The 14,920-nt window shown below is 73.5% G+C and carries 14 protein-coding genes and 1 pseudogene; 7 read left to right on the top strand and 8 right to left on the bottom strand.

Annotated elements, in window-relative coordinates; translation table 11 throughout:
- The first annotated feature begins 81 nt into the window (after window positions 1-81).
- Window positions 82-1,056: an AraC family transcriptional regulator gene (locus FHX71_RS09950; protein ID WP_182615834.1), complete on the top strand. Its 975-nt coding sequence runs from the start codon at window positions 82-84 to the stop codon at window positions 1,054-1,056.
- On the opposite strand, the gene FHX71_RS09945 is transcribed toward FHX71_RS09950, so the two are convergent.
- Window positions 1,034-2,269 (bottom strand): erythromycin esterase family protein, encoded by a 1,236-nt coding sequence (locus tag FHX71_RS09945; RefSeq protein WP_182615832.1) that lies wholly within the window; start codon window positions 2,267-2,269, stop codon window positions 1,034-1,036. The genes FHX71_RS09950 and FHX71_RS09945 overlap by 23 nt on opposite strands.
- Window positions 2,270-2,369: 100 nt before the next feature.
- Here FHX71_RS09945 and FHX71_RS09940 point away from each other — a divergent pair, with 100 nt between their 5' ends.
- On the top strand, window positions 2,370-3,167 hold the full coding sequence (locus tag FHX71_RS09940) for a TioE family transcriptional regulator (protein ID WP_220489602.1): 798 nt from the start codon (window positions 2,370-2,372) through the stop codon (window positions 3,165-3,167).
- Here the strand turns inward: FHX71_RS09940 and FHX71_RS09935 are convergent.
- From FHX71_RS09935 to FHX71_RS09920, 4 genes are all read right to left on the bottom strand, one after another.
- Window positions 3,133-4,302, bottom strand: a complete 1,170-nt coding sequence (locus FHX71_RS09935) for a sigma-70 family RNA polymerase sigma factor (RefSeq protein WP_312876989.1) — start codon at window positions 4,300-4,302, stop codon at window positions 3,133-3,135. The two genes, FHX71_RS09940 and FHX71_RS09935, sit on opposite strands and share 35 nt — an antisense overlap.
- A gap of 41 nt (window positions 4,303-4,343) precedes the next feature.
- Window positions 4,344-4,760, bottom strand: coding sequence for a YciI family protein (locus FHX71_RS09930; protein WP_182615828.1), 417 nt, complete (start codon window positions 4,758-4,760; stop codon window positions 4,344-4,346).
- A 182-nt stretch (window positions 4,761-4,942) separates the two neighbouring features.
- Window positions 4,943-6,370 carry a tyrosine-type recombinase/integrase gene (locus FHX71_RS09925; protein ID WP_182615826.1) on the bottom strand — a complete coding sequence of 476 codons (1,428 nt, stop codon included), beginning with the start codon at window positions 6,368-6,370 and terminating at the stop codon, window positions 4,943-4,945.
- A 90-nt stretch (window positions 6,371-6,460) separates the two neighbouring features.
- A complete protein-coding gene (locus FHX71_RS09920) occupies window positions 6,461-7,147 on the bottom strand; it encodes a LysE family translocator (RefSeq protein ID WP_182615824.1) in 687 nt (228 codons plus the stop codon).
- 54 nt (window positions 7,148-7,201) lie between these two features.
- Between FHX71_RS09920 and galE the strand changes: the two genes are divergently transcribed.
- A complete protein-coding gene (gene galE, locus FHX71_RS09915) occupies window positions 7,202-8,224 on the top strand; it encodes a UDP-glucose 4-epimerase GalE (protein ID WP_182615822.1) in 1,023 nt (340 codons plus the stop codon).
- A 76-nt stretch (window positions 8,225-8,300) separates the two neighbouring features.
- Here the strand turns inward: galE and FHX71_RS09910 are convergent, their stop codons facing one another.
- Window positions 8,301-9,698 (bottom strand): 3'-5' exonuclease, encoded by a 1,398-nt coding sequence (locus tag FHX71_RS09910; RefSeq protein WP_182615820.1) that lies wholly within the window; start codon window positions 9,696-9,698, stop codon window positions 8,301-8,303.
- Between the two features lie 204 nt (window positions 9,699-9,902).
- Here FHX71_RS09910 and FHX71_RS09905 point away from each other — a divergent pair, with 204 nt between their 5' ends.
- Together FHX71_RS09905 and FHX71_RS09900 are read left to right on the top strand one after the other, a co-directional pair.
- The gene (locus tag FHX71_RS09905; protein ID WP_182615818.1) at window positions 9,903-10,241 is read left to right on the top strand and encodes a hypothetical protein; all 339 of its coding nucleotides are present in this window, start codon (window positions 9,903-9,905) and stop codon (window positions 10,239-10,241) included.
- An 89-nt stretch (window positions 10,242-10,330) separates the two neighbouring features.
- Window positions 10,331-11,287, top strand: coding sequence for a ribonuclease Z (locus tag FHX71_RS09900; protein ID WP_182615816.1), 957 nt, complete (start codon window positions 10,331-10,333; stop codon window positions 11,285-11,287).
- Between the two features lie 109 nt (window positions 11,288-11,396).
- On the opposite strand, the gene FHX71_RS09895 is transcribed toward FHX71_RS09900, so the two are convergent.
- Complete coding sequence (locus FHX71_RS09895; RefSeq protein WP_182615814.1) at window positions 11,397-12,155, bottom strand: hypothetical protein; 759 nt, start codon at window positions 12,153-12,155, stop codon at window positions 11,397-11,399.
- A 181-nt stretch (window positions 12,156-12,336) separates the two neighbouring features.
- Here FHX71_RS09895 and FHX71_RS09890 point away from each other — a divergent pair, with 181 nt between their 5' ends.
- The gene (locus FHX71_RS09890; RefSeq protein ID WP_182615812.1) at window positions 12,337-13,428 is read left to right on the top strand and encodes a MerR family transcriptional regulator; all 1,092 of its coding nucleotides are present in this window, start codon (window positions 12,337-12,339) and stop codon (window positions 13,426-13,428) included.
- A 101-nt stretch (window positions 13,429-13,529) separates the two neighbouring features.
- Entirely contained in the window at window positions 13,530-14,396 is an 867-nt protein-coding gene (locus FHX71_RS29210) for a tyrosine-protein phosphatase (RefSeq protein ID WP_312876988.1), read from the top strand.
- On the opposite strand, the pseudogene FHX71_RS09885 reads toward FHX71_RS29210, so the two are convergent.
- A pseudogene (locus FHX71_RS09885) lies at window positions 14,380-14,835 on the bottom strand (GNAT family N-acetyltransferase); the annotation flags it as partial. The gene FHX71_RS29210 and the pseudogene FHX71_RS09885 sit on opposite strands and share 17 nt — an antisense overlap.
- Between the last annotated feature and the right edge of the window lie 85 nt (window positions 14,836-14,920).

Here is a 14,920-nt window from a genome sequence, read left to right as displayed (position 1 = left end):
CCACCGATCCAACGGCACGCGCTCGGACGAATCCATGGGTCAAGCGCCAGATCGCATGGGTGATCGTCTAGCCTCGGTGGGATGGACGCCTTCAGTGACCTGATCCGCGGGGTGCGGGCCCACGGCTCGTTGTTCGGCAGCTCGACCCTGACCCCACCCTGGGCGCTGCACTTCGTGGACGGCGCGCCGCTGACCCTGTGCACGGTCCTGGGCGGCGACGGGTGGATCGTCCCCGAGCAGGGTCCGCCGGTGCTGCTCCGCGCCGGGCAGACGGTCGTCGTGCGCGGCCCCGGGACGTTCACCTTCGTCGACGAGGTCGGGACGTCGGCCGATCCGGTCGCGTGCGGCGAGTTCTGCGCGACGCCCGAGCTGGGCGGCACCCGGCACCGGCTCGGCTGGCACGACGGCGGCGACGCCCCGTGCGGGAGCGCCGCCCCCGGCGCGACCACCCTGATCGTCGGCGCCTACCCGGTGCGCGGCGAGATCAGCAGGCGCCTGCTGGACGCGTTGCCCGGAGTGCTGCGCGTGGGCGCCGGGGGTACGTCCGACGCCGTGCTGGAGCACCTCGCCGCCGAGGTCGCCGTCGACACGCCCGGCCAGCAGGTGGTGCTCGACCGGCTCCTGGACTGGATGCTGGTCTGCACGCTGCGCGACTGGTTCGACCGGCCCGGCGGCGAGCCCCCGCGCTGGTGGGCCGCCCAGCGGGACCCTGTGGTCGGCGACGCGCTGCGCCTGCTGCACGCCGAGCCGGCGGCGCCCTGGACGGTCGGGTCGCTGGCCGACCGGACCGGCGTCTCGCGCTCCACCCTGGCAAAGCGGTTCGCCGACCAGGTCGGCGAACCGCCGCTCACCTACCTGACCCGCTGGCGCATGACCCTCGCGGCGGACCTCCTGACCGACCGCGAGACGGCGACCGTCGCCCAGGTCGCGCGCGCCGTCGGCTACGCGGACGCGTTCGCGTTCAGCGCCGCGTTCAAGCGGACGCGGGGCGTCAGCCCGAGCGTCTGGGCCGCCCGCGGGCTCGATCCGGTGCCTACGGCTGCGGGACGTCCCTGACGAACACGAGCGCGTCGGCCTCCGCCAGGTCGGCCAGGTCGAGCGGGGCGTAGCCGAACCAGGGAGACACCCGGGCCGCGAGCGCCGTCCCGACGGGGGTGTCCTCCGCGAGCAGTGCGGCCAGCAGCGGCGCGTCCACCAGGAGCCGGTCCTGGCCGAGCCCGTGGAGCACTCCCTCGACGGTGTCCGACGGCGGGACGTCCACGCCCTGGTGCCGCAGGGTGCCCACGGCCGTGGCGAGGAACGCGTACCGGTCGCCGAGCCGGCGGCTCACCAGGGCTCCGGCGCCCCACCACTCCAGGCGGGGGTGGTCCCACATGGTCATGGTGCTCCGGGTGCGCCGCAGGTGGCTGTTGTGGGCGTTGACCAGCACGGGGCCCCTGTCGGCGAGGGCGAGGAGGTTGGCGGCCATCATCGCGTCGCGCGCGCCGAGCAGCCGGGTCATGCGGGCCGGCGACGGGTCGGCCATCCAGAAGTGGTACCGCAGCAGGCCGGTCGCGGTGCGCCCGTACAGCCGCGCGCGCTCCCACTCGTCCTGGCTGGACGCGTCGAGCAGCTGCGGCGCGTGCGTGTCCAGGAGAGCCGCCAGGTCGTCGGCGACCAGGCGCAGCTCCCGGGCCTCGGCCGACTGCCCCACAGACCGAGAGGGGTCCATCATGGCGGCGGGCTCGGTCCACGCGTCGTCCGGACCGATCATGCGGTCGAGCGCGTCCGCCGTACAGGGCAGGAGCGCGCCGTCGACCCGGGCGGCGAGGTAGTCGTGCAGGCCGACGAGCGCGGCCCGGGGGCTCGCGGCCGCCGAGATCTCCAGCGGCCCGTCGAAGCCCGCGAACCGGAGCCGCTCGGAGGCGGGCAGCCCGGCGTCGTCGGCGCGGGCGTTGTGGGCGCGCATCCAGCGCACGAGCTCACGGTTGCCCGGGAAGGCGCCCCACTCGTGGCTGAGGCCGCGCGCCATCACGTCGTCGAGGTCGCCCCGGCCGGTGGTGACGTAATCGTCGACGACCTGGCCGGCGAGGCAGTCGGTCTCCAGGGCGATCGTGCGGAAGCCGTGGTCCTCGACGAGCTGCCGGAACAGCGCGTTGCGCCCGTCGAGCAGGGCGTGCGCGCCGTGGGTGGGCTCGCCCAGGGCCAGGATCTGGGGCCGGTCCTTCAGCAGGGCCAGCACGGAGGCGGCGTCGACGGGATGAACGGTGTCCTCGATGTCTCTCACCATTCCTTCAACGGTATCGTTGAAGGCCCGGTTGAGACCTGGACCGGTAACTGGACCTGTAACGGAGCGGTGAGTGGCGCAGAACCTTCAAACCAGTCTCCGGTTGCGGCCCGTCGACCTGGCCCGTGAGCACGGCCTGTCCACCCAGGCGGTCCGCAACTACGAGGACGTCGGCATCCTCCCCGCCGCGGCCCGCACGCCCGCCGGCTACCGGGCCTACACGCCGCGGCACGCCCGGGCGCTGCGCGCGTTCCTGGCCCTGGTGCCCGGGCACGGCCACCAGGGGGCCGCCGCGATCCTGCGCGCGGTGCACGACGGCGCCGTCGGTGAGGCGTTCCGCCTGATCGACGCCAGCCACGCCGAGCTGCTGGAGGACCGCGGCACGCTCCGCGCGGTCGAGGACGCGCTCCGGGACCTGGACGGCGTACCCCGCGACAGGACGGCGGACAGGCGCACCCCGCCGCAGGACACCCTCATCAGCACGGACACGTTCATCGGCCCGCTCGCGGCGCAGCTAAGCATCCGGCCCGCCACCCTGCGCACGTGGGAGCGTGCGGGCCTCGTCCGGCCGCGACGCGACCCGCAGACCGGATACCGGCTCTACGACGCGGCCGCGCAGCGCGACGCCCGGCTGACCCACCAGCTCCGGCGCGGCGGCTACCTGCTGGAGCAGATCGTCCCGCTCGTCGAGCGGGTGCGGACCGCGGGCGGGCTGGAGCCGTTGCGGGCGACCCTGGACGAGTGGCACGGCCGCCTGACCGACCGCGGACGGGCGCTGCTCGCCGGGGCCGCCGAGCTGGACGCGTACCTCCGGGCAGAGCAGGACCGGGCAGAGCAGGACCAGGCAGCACAGGAAGAACCCGCCCTCACCGCCCCGCCCGCAGCCGCGCCACCTGCTTGATCAGGTGCGTGCGCTCGGCCGAGCTCGTCGCCCGGTCCGCCGCGGCGGTGTAGTGCTCGACGGCGCGGTCGACGTCGTCAGCTCGTTCGTGCAGGTGGGCGGCCACGGCGTCCCAGCGGGACAGCCCGGGGTCGACGTCGGCCAGCGCGGCCAGGCCGGCGCGCGGGCCGTCGACCTGCCCGACGGCGACGGCGCGGTTCAGGGCGACGACCGGGCTGTCGGTGAGCTTGGTCAGCTCGTCGTACCACTCGAGGATCTGTGGCCAGTCGGTCTCGTCGGCCGTGGGGGCGTCGTCGTGCAGGGCGGCGATGGCGGCCTGCACCTGGTACTCGCCGAGCCGGTCGCGGGACAGGGCGGTCTGGAGCACGTCGACGCCCTCCGCGATCATCGCCGTGTCCCACAGCGACCGGTCCTGCTCGTCCAGCGGCACCAGCTCGCCGGACGCGGTGTACCGGGCGGCGCGGCGCGCGTGGTGCAGCAGCATCAGGGCCAGCAGCCCGGCGATCTCGGGGTCGGCGCCCTCGGGACGGGTGGTCGAGGCCACGGTGAGCTGCCGGGTGAGCCGGATCGCCTCGTCGGCCAGCGAGATCTCGCCGGTGAACCCCTCGTTGAACATCAGGTACAGCACGTGCAGCACCGCGCGGACCTCGCCGGGCCGGTCGAACCGCTCGCCGGTGATGGTGCGCTTGGCGCGCGAGATGCGCTGCGCCATCGTGGCCTCGGGGACCAGGAAGGCCCGCGCGATCTGCGCGGTCGTCAGGCCGCCGACGGCGCGCAGCGTCAGCGCGATCGCCGACGCCGGGCTCAGCGCCGGGTGACAGCAGCGGCTCAGCAGGAGCAGCGTGTCGTCGGCCTGCTCGGTGGGGCCCGGCGGCGGCTCGTCGTGCACCCGCTCCTCGCGCCGCCGTCGGGCCGCCTCGGAGCGCTGCGCGTCGATCAGCTTGCGGCCCGCCACCCGCAGCAGCCACGCCTTCGGGTCGTCCGGCGGGTCCTCGGGCCAGTGCCGTACGGCCTCGATGAGGGCCTCCTGGACGGCGTCCTCGGCCGTCGCGAAGTCTGCTCCGCGACGGACGAGGACGCCGAGGACCTGCGGCGCCAGCGTGCGCATCCGGTCGGTCACCGCGTCGTGGTCCACGTCCAGCCTTCCTCAGGTTCCGTCGTCGGCTCTGGCGCGGCTCACTCGGAGATCGTCAGGTCCTCGCCGAGGAACGGCCGCACCTCGAGCCACTCGTAGATCGGCTTGCCGCCGACGCCGGGCGCGGCGGACAGCTCGGCCGCCGCCTCGTAGGCCCGCTCCTGGGACTCGACGTCGATGATCATCCAGCCGGCGATGAGGTCCTTGGTCTCCGCGAACGGGCCGTCGGTCACGGGCGGGCGGCCCTCGCCGTCGTACCGGACGAAGGTGCCCTCCGGGGAGAGCGCACCCTCCCCGACGAACTCGCCGCTCTCGGTCAGCTTCTCGGCGAACCGGCGCATGTAGTCGATGTGCTCGGTGATCTCCTCCGGGGACCACTGGTCCATCGGGACGTCGGTGCCCGGCACCCACTCCGGGCCGCCGCGCCGGTAGTGCTTCAGCAGCAGGTACTTCGCCATGGTTGTCTCCCTGGGTCAAGGGCCCCGCGAGGCCCTGCGTCGTGGACGCGGTACGGACGCCGTTGTGCGCCCTCGACCCTAGGACGGAGCCCTCCCGACGTTCTCGACATCAGGATCACCGATTCCCGAGAAAAAAGTTCGGGCCGGCTTGTGAGGTCGGCCCGTGGGCCCGCCCGAAGAGGTCAGCCCGCGCGCGTCCGGACGGCCCGGATCGGCGTGACGGCGGCCGTCCCGGGCACGACGGCGGACGCCTGGAACGCCGCGCTCATCGTCTCGCCCAGGGTGTCGAGGTCGTCCTCGAACAGCCCCGCGTAGGTGGACAGCGTCAGCACGGGCGACTCGTGGCCCAGCATCCGCTGCACCGCCTTGACCGTCGCCCCGCCCGAGATCGCCAGGGACGCCGCGGTGTGTCGCAGGTCGTGCAGGGTGAGCGTGTCGAAGTCGGTAGCGCCGGGGCCCAGCGTGGTCCGGGACAGCGCCGTCAGCAGCCGGGTGCGGCTCACCTTCTCGCCGCGGGTCAGGCCCGCGCGCGCCTGGTCGGCTCGTACCACCAGGGTCCACGTCCCCGGGTCGCAGACCCCCGTGGGCTCTCGTCCGGCGTCCGACTGGAGCCTGCGGACCGCGGCGGCCACGCCGTCGTCGTACAGGCCGGGGGTGCCCAGGCCGAGGGCCGTGCGCAGCGCGCGGACGGCGCCGCCGGCCGCCAGGACGGCGGGCCGGAACGCCGACCGGTCGAAGCTCTCGCGCCGCAGCGCGCCGCCGCGCGTGCCGGTGAACAGCAGGTCGCCGGGCGCGCGGCCTGCGGCCTGCACCGCGACGGCGTCGGCCAGGGAGGCGGGCAGGGGGACCTCGCGGCGCGCGTGGGTCTTGGTGTCGCCGAGCAGGAGCGTGCCGTCGTCGAGCCGGGTGTACGCCTTGGTGACGCTGACGCGGCGGCGCAGCGGGTCCACGTCGGCCACGGTCAGCGCGCTGACCTCGCCCCAGCGCAGGCCGGTCAGGGCCGTGAGCAGCACGAGGGTGCGCGTCTGCGGGGACGTGGTGGCGTCCGCGACGCGGCGCAGCTGCTCGTGGGACAGGTACCGGTGCGGCTTGGTCTTCGGGGCGCGCGGCAGGGCGGGCACCTTGCCCGACGGCGTCCGCGCGGGGTTGGTGCGCAGGCGGCGCGCGTCGACGGCGGCGTCGAGCAGGGCCACCAGCAGGCGTGCCGCGTCCCGGCGCCGCGCGGGCGAGGCGGTCTCCCCGGTCGTGGGGGAGACCATCGTGGCGGCCCAGCGGGCGACGTCCTCGTGCGTGACCTGGCGCAGCGGCCGGTCGCCGAACGCCGGGGCGACCAGGGAGCGGAAGCGCTCGCGCTCGGCCTCGATCGTGCGCGGCGCGCGGTCGACGCGGGCCTCCTGCCAGGTCGCGAACCACTCGGCGACCGTGACGCGGCCGGCCGACGGGTCGACCCACTCGGCGTGCTTGCCGGCCTCCTCCTGCCGCCGGGCCTCCGCGAGCGCCTCGCGCCGGGCGGTGAATCGGCGGGTGCTGCGCAGGCGTCCGTCGACGCGGTACCGCCCGACGTAGCCGGTGCGGCCCTCGGAGTCGGTGCGCTGCTCGGTGTAGGCCACGGGGTGAGGGTATCGGGCTCGATGTCGCAGGTCAGGGAGCCTGCTCCGGGTGTCGGGCCCGGCCAGCAGTGTCGTTCGCGCCGGGAGCGCTCAGACCGCCCGGGCCTGCCCGGTCAGCACGTTCCACCCGATGCGCCCGGCGAGCGCGAGGAGCACCGTGCCGGTCAGCCGGTCGGTGACCCGGGCGACGGCGCGTCCCGACAGCCAGCGTTTCGCGAGGTCGGCGGCGTGGATGAGCAGGGCGAGCCAGGCCAGGCCGAGGACGTTGTGCTCGGTCGCGAGGAGGATGCCCATGAGCAGGTGGGGCACGCCGTCGGGCAGGAACTGGGGGATGGTGGCGAGGTAGAAGACGCCGACCTTGGGGTTCAGGAGGTTGGTCGTGGCACCGAGCGTGAAGGAGCGCCAGGGCGAGCGAGGCGTGGGTCCTGTCCTGGGACCGGGGAGAGCAACGTCGGCGCCGTCGGGCAGCCCGTCGTACCGGCCCGGGCGGAAGCTGGACCACAGCATCCGGCCGCCGAGCCAGGCGAGGTAGGCCGCTCCGGCCAGGGTGAGCGCCCGGTAGGCGGTCTCGGAGGCGGCGAGCACCGCCGTCGCGCCCACGGCGGCGGCCACGCCCCACGCCAGGGTGCCCGCGTTGATGCCGAGCGCGGTCGCGTAGGCGTGCCGGCGGCCGCTGACGACGGCGGTGCGCAGCACGAGCGCGCTGTCCAGGCCGGGCATGATCGTCAGGGGGATCGCGACGAGCGCGAACAGGAGCATCGCCTCGGGCACGGTCACGCCGGGGAACGTACCAGTGCCGGGCGTGCGTGCGTGAGCCGGTAGTTTGGAGCCATGCGCGTTCTCGTCTCCGGTGGGGCCGGCTACATCGGCTCACACACCGTCCTTGCCCTGGTAGCCGCCGGTCACGACGTCGTCGTGGTCGACGACTTCTCCAACTCGAAGCCCTCGGTGCAGGGCCGCCTGGAGGCGCTCGCCGGTCGCGCGATCCCCTTCCACGGCTTCGACCTGACCGACGCCGACAAGACCGAGCGGCTGTTCGCGCACGAGCGCATCGACGCCGTGATCCACTTCGCGGGGTTCAAGGCGGTGGGGGAGTCGGTAGCCAAGCCGCTGGAGTACTACCGCAACAACCTCGACTCGACGTTCGCGCTGGCCGCGTCGATGCAGAAGTACGGCGTCACGAAGCTGGTGTTCTCGTCGTCGGCCACGGTGTACGGCGAGAAGGCGCCCGTGCCGTACCGGGAGGACTACGAGCACCTGTCCTCCTCGTCGCCCTACGGTCAGACGAAGGTGATGATCGAGCGCGTCCTGTCGGACATCGCGCAGATCTCCGAGGGCTGGAAGGTGGCGCTGCTGCGCTACTTCAACCCGGTCGGGGCGCACGCGAGCGGCGACATCGGCGAGGACCCGCAGGGCATCCCGAACAACCTGATGCCGTTCATCGCGCAGGTCGCGGTCGGACGCCGGGACAAGCTCACGGTGTTCGGCAACGACTATCCGACGGCGGACGGCACGGCCGAGCGCGACTACCTGCACGTGACCGACCTCGCCGCCGGGCACGTGGCGGCGTTGGAGCACCTGGACGACATGGCGGAGCCCGCCCGGGCGTTCAACCTGGGCACCGGGACCGGCACCTCCGTGCTGGAGCTGCTGAAGGCGTTCGAGCGGGCCGTCGGCCGCGAGCTGCCCTACGAGATCGGTCCGCGCCGGTCCGGTGACCTGCCCGCGTTCTGGGCCGACCCGACGCGCGCCAACACCGAGCTGGGCTGGCACGCCACGAAGACGATCGACGACATGTGCGCCGACACCTGGCGCTGGCAGTCCCAGAACCCCCAGGGGTTCCCGGGGAGCTGACCCAGCCTCCTCGGAAGTAAGTCGGGCCCGCGGCTGTCACAGCCGCGGGCCCGACGTCTCAGACCAGCGGGTTGTCTCAGACCAGCGGGTTGCCGACGGGCGGCGTCTCCAGGCGGTCGAAGTCGAGCTGGGGCACGCCGTCGTCCGGGTCGGTGTCCCGCGCGGACCGGGTCGCCGGGCGCCCGCCGCCGTCGGACGCTGAGCCGCCGGCTCCGGACCCGTTCCCGGACCGGGGTGCCGGCATCAGCAGGGGCCGCAGCTCCGCGCCGAGCGCCGGCCGCGAGTCGTTGCGGGGTGCCCGCTCGTTGGCCGCGGGCTCCTCGCGCACGGTCTGGCGCATCGTGCGGTCCACGGGGGCGGCGTGTGCCTCCTCGAAGGCGCGCACGATCGACCACGGGAGCCGGATGTAGCCCTCGACGTCGAACCCGTTGGCGATGGCCCAGGCGCGCATCTGCGCGGGTGTCGCGGCGCGGCGGCCGTCGGTGGGCTTCTTCGCCCCCGACTCGTCCACCAGCTTGGGGAACTCGACCGGCGTCGCCTCGACGATGGGCTCGATCACGGAGTCCCGGGGGCAGCCGATGGTGTCGGCGACCCGCCACAGCTCCTGGCGGGCCTCCAGGTGGTACCGGTCGGCCTCGATGGCCTGGTGCACCAGCGCGTCGAAGAACGCCTTGCGGGCGACGGCGGCGGCCTCGGGGGTCAGCCGGTACAGCGCCTCGGCCTCGGCCAGGCCGGGGTACGTCTCCGCCGTCAGACGGCCGTCCTGGAGCGTCTCCGCGAGCAGGGACAGGTAACCGTTGGTGCGCACGTCCGCGACCGCCGCGATGGCGTCGGCCAGCGGCTGACCGGCGAGCGTCGACAGGACGCTGGGGCCGCGCCGGCCGGGCCACGGCCGCGGGGCGTCCGGCGTCCGGGTGGCTCCCTGCGGCCACGGGTAGACCCAGGCACGGAGCGTGACCTGCAGCAGCTCGGGCAGGTCCGGCAGGCCGGTGGCGCTCTGCACGAACCGCGCCAGGAGGCCCGCCACGGCGCGGGCCTCGCTCAGGGGGCTCGAGTTCGGCGTACCGCCCTCGTACGGGACCCCTGCGGCGGTGCAGCAGTCCGACAGGCGGCGGTGCACCAGGCCGGGCAGGTAGTGGTAGCTCGCGTCGATGATCGTCAGCTGGGCCAGCGTGGGCAGCTCCCAGCCCAGGTGGGCCAGCTCGGACCGCAGGACCTCGATGCCCAGGCGCCCGTTGTGCGTCACGATCGCCATCTGCGACAGGCGCTCCCGCAGCGTCGCGGCGACGTCAGCCAGCGCGATCCACGCGCCGTCGGGGTGCAGCACGGCCGACCACTCGTCGACCACCCCGCCACGCTCGTCGACGCGCACGACGGCTATCTCCCGGAGCCGGGCGCCAGCCAGCTGGATCCCGGTGATCCGGGTCGACACCGCTGCATACGCGGGCTTGCCCACGCGTTCGTCCCTCGCCATGCGCGTCCTTTCTCGACCGCCGTGCCGCCGTTGGCGCGACGACGCGCCACAGCGTGCCACCTGCGCGAGAGTCCTGAAAGTGGAGATCGTACGAATATGTCGGATTCTGTGAAAATCACTACCAAAGATAGCGGACCGCCCCCCGATTATTAACACTTGTCGAGGGTGTTTGACCACCGTCTGGGCAGGGTACAAGGGGAGGTCATGATGCTGGCGAAGATCTCGGTCATGGACTGGCGAGCCATCGCGGCGCTCGCGTTCGCACTTCCGTACGTCGCGCTGGTCCTGCTGGGGGAGCGGTTCGGGTGGCTCCAGCTGTCGGCCTCCGACGCTCTGACCAGCCCCATCACCATCGTCGTCGTCGGTTGCCTCCTTGCGGGGGCAGGCCTCGCGCTGACCCCGGCGATCCAGGGCGCGTCCTATCCGATCCTCAACATCCTCGTCGGCGCGGCCCTGCTGGCCGGCTTCGGCTGGGCCGTGCTGGTGCTCGCCCAGGCGAGGTACGGGTGCGACCCGCTGAACGTCTTGCCGGGGTGCGGGTGATCTTTGGAAAGTTAGGGCCCTGGACGGATTCCTGAGGGCACGGGACATTTTCTCGTGCCGAGCGGCGTCCGGCGGGACACAATGCGAGCGTGTTCCAGCGTCCAGCCCACCACCGCGTCTCGAGCCGTGAGCTCGTCGCCCTCGGCACCGCCAGCCAGGTGCCGACCCGGACCCGCAACCACAACGGCTACGTGCTGTTCTGGGACGACGAGGTCATCCTGTTCGACCCCGGCGAGGGGTCGCAGCGCCAGATGCTGCACGCGGGCATCTCCGCGACGGCGCTGACCCGGATCGCGATCACGCACCTGCACGGCGACCACAGCCTCGGCCTGGCCGGCGTCGTGCAGCGCATCAGCCTGGACGCCGTGCCGCAGACGATCCCGGTCGTGTTCCCGGCGTCGGGCCGCCGCTGGGTCGAGAACCTGTGCGACTCCACCGCGTACTACCACCAGGAGCGGCTCGCCCTGCAGGGGCTCAGCCGCGACGGCGTCGTGTCCCGCGTGCCCGGCGAGCTGCACGGCCCGGCGGTGCTGCGGGCGGAGCGGCTGGACCACTCGCTGGAGGCGTACGGCTACCGCCTCGACGAGCCGGACGGCCGCCGTATGGACCCGGCCCGGCTCGCCGAGGCCGGCATCACGGGGCCCGACGTCGGCCGGCTCGCCCAGGAGGGCACGCTGCGCACCGAGCGGGGCGTGGTCCGGCTGGAGGACGTCAGCTCGCCGCGCCCCGGCCAGTCGTTCGCGTTCGTCATGGACACCCGGCTGTGCGACGCCGTGTGGAGCCTGGCCGCCGGCGTCGACATGCTCGTCATCGAGTCGACGTACCTGGACCGGGACAGCGGGCTCGCGCGCGACCACGGGCACCTGACCGCCCTCCAGGCGGCGACCGTCGCCGCGCAGAGCGGGGTGCGCAGCCTCGTGCTGACCCACTTCTCGCAGCGCTACACCGACCCCGCCGAGTTCGAGCGGGAGGCCCGCACGGTGTACGACGGCGAGCTCACCGTCGCGGCCGACCTGGACCGGGTCGCGGTGCCGCGACGGCGGTGAGGCCGGTGGTCGGTCAAGGTCGCCAGCGGTGGCGTCGGTGATGTGGGTGGTCTAGGCTTCTCGTGAAAGCCGGGGCAGGTCTCCCGGTTATAGTTCGGCCGCGGCCCTTTCAGTTCTCACTGGAGGGGCCGTTAGGCATTTCCGGAGTCGGTACTGGCATCTCGGCGATGATGTTCGACACCGTCTGGTGCGACACCAACCACTGGGCGGCTGACGGATCGACGGCTTCGAGTACCCGGCGCGTCGCCCTGAGGTGGCGCTTCACCACGGCGCCGCCGGGCAGGAGCGGTTCCAGGTGAGCGATGCGGTTGCGCAGGCGGTAGAGGCCGTCGACGTCCCGCACCAGGTCGGCGACGGGGCGGTCAAGGTGGGGAAATGCCATCGAAATGGCCGATCGCCACAGGAAGCGGCGTCCTGGGTCCTTGCTCGGCAGGAGGAAGCGCCAGGTGCCGAACATCATCTGCGCCAGGATGTCGTCGTGGGTGACAGCGCGCGGGCCGGTGCTGCAGTCCCTGACCGCGAGCGCCGCCCGGCGGGTCGCCTTGTCGATCTCGTCGCGCCGCACGACGCGCTCGATCAGGCGTGAAGGATCCAGGAGCCATTCCGCGGCGTGCGCACGGCCGGTCCGGGGGTCGATCTGGGTTGCGTTCCAGAGTCGCAGCTCGGCGTCCATGGCATTGCGGAGGAAGACCTCGACCAGGTGCAGCATCTTGTAGACGGCCGAGGACATCTCGACGTTCCACTGGTACAGCATGAGCGCCGCGCGGACGTTGCCTCCTGAGGCCCGCAGGTAGGGGGCGAGCCGGGGTGCGCTGAGCAGGGTGGCGACCGCGCGATGGTGGGTCGCGGTCAGGGTGGGGACGGCCATCGATGACTCCTCGGAGGTGGAACTGAATGCTCCCCAGGCTCGCAGAGATGGCGGCTCTTGGCATACGTTGGCGCAACTTGTTGCTTATACGCAACGGCACGCTGCGGTGCTTGACCTTCACCCTGGGGTAACGCCCACGCTCCTGGCACCGGCGACCGTCGCCGGGGACGAGGATGACGACGTGGAGCACCTGAGCATCGGCGAGTTCGCCCGCACCTCTGGCCTGACGGCCAAGGCGCTGCGCCTGTACGACGACCTCGACCTGCTCCGCCCGGATCGCGTGGACCCCTTCACCGGGTACCGGTGGTACGCGCCGGCGCAGCTCGACCGGGCGCGGCTGGTCGCGCGGCTACGCCTGATCGGTATGCCGCTGGCCCGCATCCGCGAGGTCGCGTCGGCACCCGCGGGCGTCGCCGCCGACCTGGTGCGCGCCTACTGGCGTCAGGTCGAGGCCGACACGGCCTCACGCCGCGACATCGTCGCCTCCCTCGTCCAGCACCTGCGCACGAAGGAGACCACCATGCACAACACCTCGGGCCCCACCCTCACGCCCCGCAGCGCCGCACGGCTCGGCCAGGGCGCCCGCCCCGCCCAGCAGGACGCCCTGCATGCCGGGCGCTCGCTGTTCGTCGTCGCCGACGGGTTCGGGCCGCACCGCAGCCCCGTCCCGGCCGGACTCGCGATCGACGCGTTCACGGCGCTGGACGGCCCCTGGCCGGAGTCCGACGGCGACCCCGCCGCCGCGCTGCGCGCCGCCTTCACGGAGGCACAGCGCGCGATCACCACGGAGGCCGCCACGCTGACCGACGCGCACCACTTCGGCACCACGGTCACCGCCGCTTTGCTGGTGGGCTCCACGCTGTTCAGCGCCCACGTGGGCGACTCCCGGCTGTGGCTCGTGCGGGACGGCCGGGCCGAACAGGTCACGCGCGACCACACGGTCGTCGCTGCCCTGATCGAGGAGGGCCGGCTCACCGAGGACGAGGCACGCTCGCACGCCGACCGCAGCCTGCTGAACCGGGCGCTCGTCCCGGCCGGGACCGGCGGGCACTCCGATGCCGGCCCGGACCTGACGTCGACGCCCGTGCGCCCCGGGGACCGACTGGTTCTGACGGGCGACGGCGTCCACGCGGTCCTGGATGCCGACCACGTCGCGGCACTCCTGACGCGCGACGGCGACCCGGACGTCGTCGGGCAGGAGATCGCGGACGCCGTCGAGGCGGCCGGGGCGCCCGACAACTACGCGGTGGTCGTCGTCGACCTGGACGCCTGAGTTTGCGCGCCTGAAGTTGGACGCGCGACCTGGACGCCCGTCCAGGTGATCCTGTCCACGGGCAGTTCTACCCGTTGACCTGCCCGTGGACCGGACCCACGATGCCGCACATGAGCAACCCGGTGAACCTCCAGGCCTGGGACGGCGCCGTCAACCTCCGTGACCTCGGCGGCCTCCCGCTCGAGGACGGCGGGACCACCGCGTCCGGGCGCGTGTGGCGGTCCGGCGCGCCCGAGCCGATGACGCCGACCGGCTGGGCGGAGGCCATCGATGCCGGGCTGACGACCGTCGTCGACCTGCGCAACGCCGCCGAGGTCAAGCAGGCGCGCGCCCTCCTGCCCGGCGCCGTGCCGCCCCGGGAGCTGGTCACGCGCCACACCCCGACGGAGGACCCCGGCGACCCGCACTTCCTGGAGACGTGCGGCCCCTGGCTGGACCACCCGCGCTCCTACGCGCCCAACATCGCGATGTACCCGCACCTGTTCGCGGGCGTGTTCCGCGCGGTCGCGGACGCCCCCGGGCCGGTGCTGGTGCACTGCGCGGCCGGCCGCGACCGCACCGGGATGATCACCGCGCTGCTGCTGTCCCTGACCGGCGTCGAGCACCGAGCCATCGCGGACGACTACGAGCGAGCCTTTCGTGGCACCACGCACCGCGGCGGCGGTGTTGCCTACGACGTCGAGCGGGGCGCCTGGGTGGAGCACCGCGGCGAGACCTGGACCGCGCGCCAGCTCGACGAGCGGGTCGGCGAGCGCCGCGCCGCCCTGCTGGAGTGGCTGGCCGACCTGGACCCGGTCGCCTACCTGCGGTATGCGGGGCTGGACGAGGGGCGCATCACGAGGCTGCGGGGGCTCCTGCGGCGGCCGCGCCTTCACGCGATTCCGGAGCCGACGTCGGAGCCGACCCCTCGGTGGGACGACCTGTCGAGCCCAGAGCGGGCCGCCCGGCCGGCAGCTCCAGCGTCATGAACACGCTGTTCGGGTCCAGGACGTAGCTCCCGAACGGACCACACTCGGCGAACCCGTGCCGCGTGTACAGGCGCCGGGCGGGCGCGAAGTAGTCCTGCGTCCCGGTCTCCAGGCTCACGCGCGCGTACCCACGCCGCTCGGCCTCAGCCAGGACGACGTCGAGCAGCGCCGAGGCGACGCCGCGGCCGCGCGCGGGACCGGCGGTGCGCATGGACTTGATCTCGCCCGACGTCCCGTCCAGCTCCTTGAGCGCCCCGCACCCGAGCAGCGTCCCGTCGTCGTCCCGCGCGGTCCAGAACGTGACGGACGGCGCGAGCAGCGCCGTGTGGTCCAGCGCGTGCACGCTCTCGGCCGGGGAGGTCGCGAACATGTCGGTGAGGTGCTCGTCGAGCAGGCGGCGCACGTCGTCCGCGGCGGGGGAGTCGGGGGAGATCTGCACGGCACCATCCTGCGGGGCGCTCGCGGGTGCGCCGTCCGCATGGCGGGCTCGTGTGGCGCACGTCACGTCCCGGGGGTATCAATCT

The organism is Promicromonospora sukumoe, assembly GCF_014137995.1.
Taxonomy (GTDB): domain Bacteria; phylum Actinomycetota; class Actinomycetes; order Actinomycetales; family Cellulomonadaceae; genus Promicromonospora; species Promicromonospora sukumoe.
The sequence above is the reverse complement of the archived record's forward strand: the minus strand, read 5'-3'. Positions and strand labels throughout refer to the sequence as shown.

Excerpts from the sequence above, each read along its gene's own strand:
- FHX71_RS09910 (WP_182615820.1), bottom strand. The coding sequence starts at position 9,698 with ATGGCGAGGGACGAACGCGTGGGCAAGCCCGCGTATGCAGCGGTGTCG.
- FHX71_RS09950 (WP_182615834.1), top strand. The coding sequence starts at position 82 with ATGGACGCCTTCAGTGACCTGATCCGCGGGGTGCGGGCCCACGGCTCG.
- FHX71_RS09905 (WP_182615818.1), top strand. The coding sequence starts at position 9,903 with ATGATGCTGGCGAAGATCTCGGTCATGGACTGGCGAGCCATCGCGGCG.
- galE (WP_182615822.1), top strand. The coding sequence starts at position 7,202 with ATGCGCGTTCTCGTCTCCGGTGGGGCCGGCTACATCGGCTCACACACC.
- FHX71_RS09945 (WP_182615832.1), bottom strand. The coding sequence starts at position 2,269 with ATGGTGAGAGACATCGAGGACACCGTTCATCCCGTCGACGCCGCCTCC.
- FHX71_RS09895 (WP_182615814.1), bottom strand. The coding sequence starts at position 12,155 with ATGGCCGTCCCCACCCTGACCGCGACCCACCATCGCGCGGTCGCCACC.
- FHX71_RS29210 (WP_312876988.1), top strand. The coding sequence starts at position 13,530 with ATGCCGCACATGAGCAACCCGGTGAACCTCCAGGCCTGGGACGGCGCC.
- FHX71_RS09930 (WP_182615828.1), bottom strand. The coding sequence starts at position 4,760 with ATGGCGAAGTACCTGCTGCTGAAGCACTACCGGCGCGGCGGCCCGGAG.